Raw genomic sequence first — 7,548 nt, 5'->3', positions numbered from 1 at the left:
CCCCCCCCCCCCGCCGCACGGCCGGCGACGAGCCCCTCACCCCCGGCGCCCTCGCCGACGGCACGCCGGTCGCGCTGCTCGCGAACCTGGGCAAGCCCGCGGACGCCGCCGACGCGGTCGCTCGCGGTGCCGAGGGCGTCGGGCTGTTCCGCACCGAGTTCCTGTTCCTCTCCGCGTCGCAGGCACCCACCGTCGCCCAGCAGCGCGAGGCCTACCGCGAGCTCCTGGCTGCCTTCCCCGGGCGGAAGGTCGTGGTGCGGATGCTCGATGCGGGCGCCGACAAGCCGCTGGCCTTCCTGAACGATGCGCACGAGGAGAATCCGGCCCTCGGACTCCGCGGGCTGCGCGCGCTGCGGGCCAGCGAGGACATCCTGCGCGAACAGCTCACGGCCCTCGCCGAGGCCGACGCCGAGACCTCCGCGGACCTGTGGGTCATGGCACCGATGGTGGCCACGGTCGAGGAGACGGCGTACTTCACCGGCATGGCACGCGAGTACGGCCTGAAGACGGCCGGCGTCATGGTCGAGGTCCCGGCGAGCGCGCTGCTCGCCGACCGCGTGCTCGCACATGCCGACTTCGCATCGATCGGCACCAACGACCTCACGCAGTACACGATGGCCGCCGACCGCCTGCTCGGCTCCGTCGCCTCGTTCCAGGACCCGTGGCACCCCGCGGTGCTGCGGCTCGTGCGCGAGGTCGGCGACGCGGGCGCCCGGCTCGGCAAGCCGGTCGGCATCTGCGGTGAAGCCGCCGCGGACCCGCTGCTGGCGGTCGTCCTGGTCGGCCTCGGCGCCACCAGCCTGTCCATGGCGCCCTCGGCCCTCGCCGACGTGCGCCACGCCCTGTCCGCCCGCACCGCCGAGGAGGCCGCCCGCCTCGCGGAAGCCGCCCTGGCCGCGGACGACGCCTCCTCCGCCCGAACCGCCGTGGCGACTCTCGCCGCGGCGCTCCCCCACCACCAGAAAGAGACGACATCATGACGACGACGTCACCCGCCGCCACGAGACCGGGAGGCCTGCGCGTAGGCGTCCAGCGCTTCGGCACCTTCCTCTCCGGCATGATCATGCCGAATATCGCGGCCTTCATCGCCTGGGGCTTCATCACGATGCTCTTCATCCCCGCGGGCTTCTTCGGCGCGGACAGCCCGTTCGGCTGGCACTGGGCCGGCGTCGCCGAGATCATCGGCGGCGGCGGCGACTCTGCCGTGATCGGCTGGCAGGGTGCCACCACGGCGCTCGCGGAGACCGATGCGGGCAACATCATGGCCTACGTCGGCCTGGTCGGCCCCATGGTCACGTACCTGCTGCCGCTGCTGATCGCCAACACCGCGGGCCGCCTGGTCTACGGCGAGCGCGGTGGCGTGGTGGCGACGATCGCGACCGTCGGCGTGATCGTGGGCACGAACATCCCGATGTTCCTGGGCGCCATGATCATGGGCCCCATCGCCGCGTGGTTGACCAAGCAGATGGACCGGCTGTGGGACGGCAAGATCCGCCCCGGCTTCGAGATGCTCGTCAACAACTTCTCCGCCGGCATCCTCGGCATGATCCTCGCGATCGTCGGGTTCTTCGCCTTCGGCCCCGTCATGCTCGGCATCAGCGCGGCACTGGGTGCCGCCGTCGACTGGCTCGTCGGCCTGAACCTGCTGCCCCTGGTGTCGATCATCGTCGAGCCGGCCAAGGTGCTCTTCCTCAACAACGCCATCAACCACGGCGTGTTCACGCCTCTCGGCATCGAGCAGGCCGCCGAGACCGGCAAGTCGATCCTGTTCCTCATCGAGGCCAACCCCGGCCCCGGCATCGGCCTGCTGCTGGCGTTCAGCTTCTTCGGGGTCGGTGCCGCGAAGGCCTCCGCCCCCGGCGCTGCCATCATCCAGTTCTTCGGCGGCATCCACGAGATCTACTTCCCGTACGCGCTGAGCAAGCCCGCCACGATCCTGGCGCTCATCGCCGGCGGCGCCACGGGCGTCACCACCAACATGCTCCTCGGCGGCGGGCTGGCGTTCCCGGCCGCGCCGGGCAGCATCATCGCGGTGACCGCGGCCGCCATCGGCCCCGGTGTCGCGAACCTGCTCGTGGTGTACCTGTCGGTGATCCTGGCGGCTGCGGTCACCTTCCTGATCACAGCCGTGATCCTCCGCGCCTCCCGCAAGCGCGACCTGGAGGCGGAGTCCGACACGTTCGGTGCCGCGATCGCGCAGACCGAGGCGAACAAGGGCAGGTCGTCCGCCGCGATGGACGCGCTGCGCACCTCGACCGCTACGGCACCCGCGGCCGCTGCGACGGCCGACACCCCGGCGACGGCGGTGGCCGACCGGCCGATCTCCACCATCGTGTTCGCCTGCGACGCGGGCATGGGCTCCTCGGCCATGGGGGCGAGCGTGCTGCGCAACAAGATCAAGAAAGCCGGCATCGACGGCGTGACCGTGACCAACGCGGCGATCGCGAACCTCGACGGCACGGCCGACCTGGTCATCACGCAGCAGCAGCTGACCGAGCGTGCCCAGGCGAAGTCGCCGGACTCGATCCACGTCTCCGTCGACAACTTCATGAACTCGCCGAAGTACGAAGAGGTCGTCGAGATGGTCAGGGAACAGCGAAAGGACACAGAATGAGCGTTCTCACCCCCGCGCAGGTGCGGATCCACCCCGGTGGAGCGACACGGGACGACGCGCTCCAGGAGGCGACGGACATCCTCGTCTCCGTCGGAGCGGTCACGCCGGCCTACGTCGACGCCATGCGGGCCCGCGAGGAGACCGTGTCGACGTTCATGGGCAACGGCCTGGCGATCCCGCACGGCACCAACGAGGCCAAGGACGCGATCCTCGCCTCCGCCCTCTCCGTGGTGCGCTACGACGGCGGTGTCGACTGGGACGGTGAGCGGGCGACCTTCGTGATCGGCATCGCCGGTGTGGGCGACGAGCACCTGGAGATCCTCTCCCGCATCGCGATCCTGTTCTCCGAGGAGGACGACGTGGCGAAGCTCGCCGCCGCGCAGACCCCGGAGGAGCTGTACGCGCTGCTCGCGGAGGTGAACGAGGGATGAAGGCGGTCCACTTCGGGGCCGGCAACATCGGGCGCGGATTCGTCGGACTGCTGCTGCACGAGGGCGGCTACGAGCTCGTGTTCTCGGATGTCGCGGACGCTCTCGTCGACGCGATCGATGCGGCCGAGTCGTACACCGTGCACGAAGCCGGCCCCGGGGGGACCGATCACGTCGTCACCGGGTTCCGGGCGCTGAACAGTCGCACGGACCCAGACGCCGTCGCCGCCGAGGTCGCCACGGCCGACGTCGTCACCACAGCCGTCGGCCCCACGGTGCTGCGCTTCGTCGCACCGTCGATCGTGGCCGGACTGGCCCGGAGGGATCCGGATGCGCCGCCGCTGCAGGTGATGGCGTGCGAGAACGCGATCGGCGCCACCGACCTGCTGCGTGCGGAGGTCGCGGCCGCCGCCGGTGCCGACGCGGACGCCCTGCTGCCCCGTGCGGTGTTCGCCAACACCGCGGTGGACCGCATCGTCCCCGCGCAGCCGCCCGGTGCGGGGGTCGACGTCACGGTCGAGCCGTACTACGAGTGGGCCATCGAGGCCGGGCCGTTCGGCGACGCGCTGCCGCACCTCCCCGGCGCGCACTTCGTGGACGACCTGGCGCCGTACATCGAGCGCAAGCTGTTCACGGTCAACACGGGGCACGCGGCGACGGCGTACTTCGGCGCGCAGGCGGGGTTCGAGCGCATCTCGGACGCGCTGGCCGACGAGGGCATCGCGGCACGCGTGTCCGCGGCGCTGGAGGAGACGTCCGCCGTGCTGGTCGCCGTGCACGGCCTCGACCCCGCGGAGCTCGCCGACTACCGTGCCACGATCCTGGAGCGCTTCCGCAACCCCGCGCTGGTCGACACGGTGCAGCGGGTCGGACGGCAGCCGCTGCGCAAGATCTCCCGGCACGAGCGCTTCATCGGCCCCGCGGCGACCGCCGCCGAACGCGGACTCTCCACCACCGCCCTGGTGTCGGCGGTCGCGGCGGCGCTGGACTTCGACGAGCCGTCCGACGAGCAGTCGGTGGAGCTGCAGGAGCTGCTGCGCACGGAGGACGCTGCTTCGTTCACCACCCGGGCCACGGGGCTCGCCGACGACCATCCCCTGTTCCCGTCGATCCGCGACACCGTCGCCGCCCGGCAGCGGAGTCTGGCGTCCGGCTGACGCTCCGCCGCGCCCTGCGCGAAGCGCCCCCGCCCACCGGATAGCATCGGTGCGCGGGGGCGTTTTTCGAGCACAGCGACGTGCGGGGAGCAGGATGAGCAGATATGCGGTGATCGGCGCGGGCCCGTCGGGGCTCGCCACCGCCCGGGCGCTGCAGCAGCGCGGCATCACGGTGGACGGATACGAGGCGTCGCACGGGGTCGGCGGGCTGTGGGACATCGGCAACCCGCGCAGCACCATGTACGAGTCCGCGCACCTGATCTCCTCGCGCACGACCACCGAGTTCGCGGAATTCCCGATGCGCACCCCGGTGGACTACCCCGGGCATCGCGTGCTGCGCCAGTACTTCCGCGACTACGCCGACCACTTCGACCTCACTTCGCTGTTCCGGTTCGACACGACCGTCACCCGGCTCGAACCCCACGACGGCGGCTGGAACCTCACCTCGTCCGGACCGGATGGGGAGAGCACGCGGTGGTACCAGGGGGTCGTGCTCGCCAACGGCACGCTCGCCGAGCCGCACGTGCCCGCGTTCGCCGGGATCTTCGACGGGGAGGTCCTGCACACGAGCGCGTACAAGTCCCCGCGGCAGCTCGCCGGCAAGCGTGTGCTGATCATCGGTGCGGGCAACTCCGGGTGCGACATCGCCGTGGACGCCGTGCACCATGCCGCGTCCGTGGACATGAGCGTGCGGCGTGGCTACTACTTCGTGCCCCGGTATCTGTTCGGGCGGCCGAGCGACACGCTCAACCAGGGCCGTCCGCTCCCCGCGCGGCTCAAGCAGGCCGTGGACACGCGGGTGCTGCGGGCCTTCACGGGCGATCCTGTCCGCTTCGGGTTCCCCCGACCGGACTACCGGATCTACGAGTCGCACCCGATCGTGAACACGATGATCCTCAACCACCTCGGCCAGGGCGACCTCCGCATCCGCGCCGACGTCGACCGCTTCGACGGCTCGGCCGTGCGCTTCCGCGACGGCAGCGCCGACGACTACGACCTCGTGCTGCTCGCCACCGGCTACCGGCTCGACTACCCCTTCGTCGACGCGGAGCATCTGCACTGGCGCGGGGCCTCCCCTCGGCTCTTCCTGAACGTGTTCCCCGCGTCCTTCAACGGCCTGTACGTGATGGGCATGATCGAGGCGTCCGGCATCGGCTGGCAGGGCCGCTTCGAACAGGCCGAGCTCCTCGCCTCCTACCTGCACGCCCGGGAGCACGACCCCGCGAGGGCCGCCCGCTTCCGCACGAGGGTGACGGCGGATCCGTGGCCCGACGTGACGGGCGGCTACCGCTACCTCGGACTCGACCGCATGTCGTACTACGTCAACAAGGACGCGTACCGCCGAGCCGTGCGGCACGAGAGGGCCGGGCTGGAGGCGGCACCGTGAACAAGGCGGCACCCGTGAACATCGATGACGTCGTCCTCTCCTTCACCCCCGGCACGCTCACGATCCTCAACGTGGTGCTCGGTCTCATCATGTTCGGCATCGCGCTGGACACGTCCCCACGCGACTTCCGCGTCGTCGCGAAGCACCCGAAGCCGTTCGCGATCGCCCTCCTGGCGCAGCTGCTGCTCCTGCCCGTCGCGACCTTCCTGCTCACCCTCGTCCTGCCGGTGCCGCCGTCCATGGCGCTCGGCATGCTCCTGGTGGCCTGCTGTCCGCCCGGCAACATCTCCCAGGTGCTCACGCACCGCGCGGGCGGCAACGTGGCGTTGTCCGTGTCGCTGACGGCGGTCGGCAATCTGCTCTACATCGTGGCGATGCCGCTGAGCATCACGTTCTGGGGGTCACTGCACCCCACCGCGCGCACGCTGCTGCGCGATGTCTCCCTCGACCCGTGGCGCATGCTCCTGGAGATCCTGCTGATCGTCGGCCTGCCGTTCGCGCTCGGACTCCTGCTGCGCGCCAGGGCCCCGCGCCTCAGCGCTCGTGTGCAGCCTGTCGTGAAGTGGTTCAGCCTGCTCGCGCTGCTCGGCTTCATCGTGGCGGCGCTCGTGGGCAACTGGGCCGTGTTCGTGCAGGTACTCGGCGTGATCCTGCTCGTGGTGGCCGTTCACGACGCGGTCGCGCTGGCGCTCGGCTACGGCACGGCGGTGGTCGGCGGCCTCGGCACGCGAGAGCGGAAAGCCATGACGTTCGAGGTCGGCATCCGGAACGCCGGGCTCGGGCTCGGGCTCGTGTTCCTGTTCTTCGACGGCCTGGGAGGTATGGCCGTGGTCGCGGGATGGTGGGGCATCTGGGACATCATCGCCGGACTCGTGCTCGCCGGCCTGTGGGCGCGGCATACGCGGCGTCGGACCGGTGCGGCGACGGGCGACGCGAGCGGGCGCACCCCCGTCGAGGCCGCCTGATGGCGCGGGTGCTGATCACGGGCGGCGCCGGTTTCCTCGGCTCGCATGTGGCCGCGGCGCTCGCGCAGCGCGAGGACGTCGAGCTCGTGGTCGCCGCGGATGTGCGGCCGTCCGCGGCTGCGGACGGTGTCACCACTGCGGTGCTCGACGTGACGGACGCCCCGGCGATCGCCCCGCTGCTGCGCGCACACCGCATCGACACGGTGGTGCATCTCGCCGCGATCGTGAATCCCGGCCGTGACGTCGACACCGAGTACCGGGTGGATGTGACAGGCACCGCGAACGTCCTGGCGGCGTGTATGCAGGCCGGCGTGCGGCGCCTCGTCGTCTCGAGCTCCGGTGCCGCGTACGGCTATCACGCGGACAACCCGGCGTGGATCGATGAGGACACTCCGCTGCGCGGCAACGATGCCTTCCCCTACGCCCGCCACAAGAGACTCGTGGAGGAGATGCTCGCCGATCACCGGCGGGTCCACCCCGAGCTGGAGCAGGTCGTCTTCCGGATCGGCACGATCCTCGGTCCCACCGTGCGCAATCAGATCACCGCGCTGTGGGACGGTCGGCGGATCCTGCGCATCGCCGGGTCCGACTCCCCCTTCGTGTTCGTATGGGTGGACGATGTCGCTGCGGCGATGGTACGCGCCGCCACGACCGGTCCGGCCGGCGTGTACAACGTCGCCGGAGACGGGTGCCTGACGGCGCAGCAGATCGCCGCCCGTCTGGGCAAGCCCCAGCTCGTCGTGCCGGCCTGGGCGCTGAGCGCCGCACTCCGCATCGGACGCCTGCTGCGCCTCACCCCGCACGGGGCGGAGAAGGTGCCCTTCCTGCGCTACCGTCCCGTGCTCGCGAACACGCGGCTGCGCGAGGCCTTCGGCTTCACACCCGCGCGCACGTCACGCCAGGCGTTCGAGGAGTACGTCGCCACCCACCCCGGGGTGGTCCGCAGCGCGGCTCCGCTCGGCGCGGACTCCCGTCGCACGTCCGGCGAGTAGCGTTG

The 7,548-nt window shown here is 71.2% G+C and carries 7 protein-coding genes; all 7 read left to right on the top strand.

Features of this window, described 5'->3' with window-relative positions:
• On the top strand, nucleotides 1–980 hold a 980-nt coding region (locus M3C17_RS07935; RefSeq protein ID WP_311198438.1), incomplete at its 5' end, for a putative PEP-binding protein.
• Complete coding sequence (locus M3C17_RS07930) at nucleotides 977–2,614, top strand: PTS mannitol transporter subunit IICB (RefSeq protein ID WP_259977105.1); 1,638 nt, start codon at nucleotides 977–979, stop codon at nucleotides 2,612–2,614. The genes M3C17_RS07935 and M3C17_RS07930, both read left to right, overlap by 4 nt.
• On the top strand, nucleotides 2,611–3,045 hold the full coding sequence (locus M3C17_RS07925; RefSeq protein ID WP_259977104.1) for a PTS sugar transporter subunit IIA: 435 nt from the start codon (nucleotides 2,611–2,613) through the stop codon (nucleotides 3,043–3,045). The genes M3C17_RS07930 and M3C17_RS07925 overlap by 4 nt, the downstream gene beginning before the upstream one ends.
• Entirely contained in the window at nucleotides 3,042–4,199 is a 1,158-nt protein-coding gene (locus tag M3C17_RS07920; RefSeq protein WP_259977103.1) for a mannitol-1-phosphate 5-dehydrogenase, read from the top strand. Before M3C17_RS07925 ends, M3C17_RS07920 begins: the two co-directional genes overlap by 4 nt.
• 94 nt (nucleotides 4,200–4,293) lie before the next feature.
• Nucleotides 4,294–5,586 carry an NAD(P)/FAD-dependent oxidoreductase gene (locus M3C17_RS07915; RefSeq protein WP_259977102.1) on the top strand — a complete coding sequence of 431 codons (1,293 nt, stop codon included), beginning with the start codon at nucleotides 4,294–4,296 and terminating at the stop codon, nucleotides 5,584–5,586.
• A 14-nt stretch (nucleotides 5,587–5,600) separates the two neighbouring features.
• Nucleotides 5,601–6,551, top strand: coding sequence for a bile acid:sodium symporter family protein (locus M3C17_RS07910; protein WP_259977101.1), 951 nt, complete (start codon nucleotides 5,601–5,603; stop codon nucleotides 6,549–6,551).
• The gene (locus tag M3C17_RS07905) at nucleotides 6,551–7,543 is read left to right on the top strand and encodes an SDR family oxidoreductase (RefSeq protein WP_259977100.1); all 993 of its coding nucleotides are present in this window, start codon (nucleotides 6,551–6,553) and stop codon (nucleotides 7,541–7,543) included. The genes M3C17_RS07910 and M3C17_RS07905 overlap by 1 nt, the downstream gene beginning before the upstream one ends.
• The last annotated feature ends 5 nt before the right edge of the window (nucleotides 7,544–7,548 follow it).

The organism is Microbacterium sp. p3-SID336, assembly GCF_025143365.1.
Taxonomy (GTDB): Bacteria; Actinomycetota; Actinomycetes; order Actinomycetales; family Microbacteriaceae; genus Microbacterium.
Note: the sequence above shows the minus strand (reverse complement) of the source record. Positions and strands in the feature narration are given on the sequence as shown.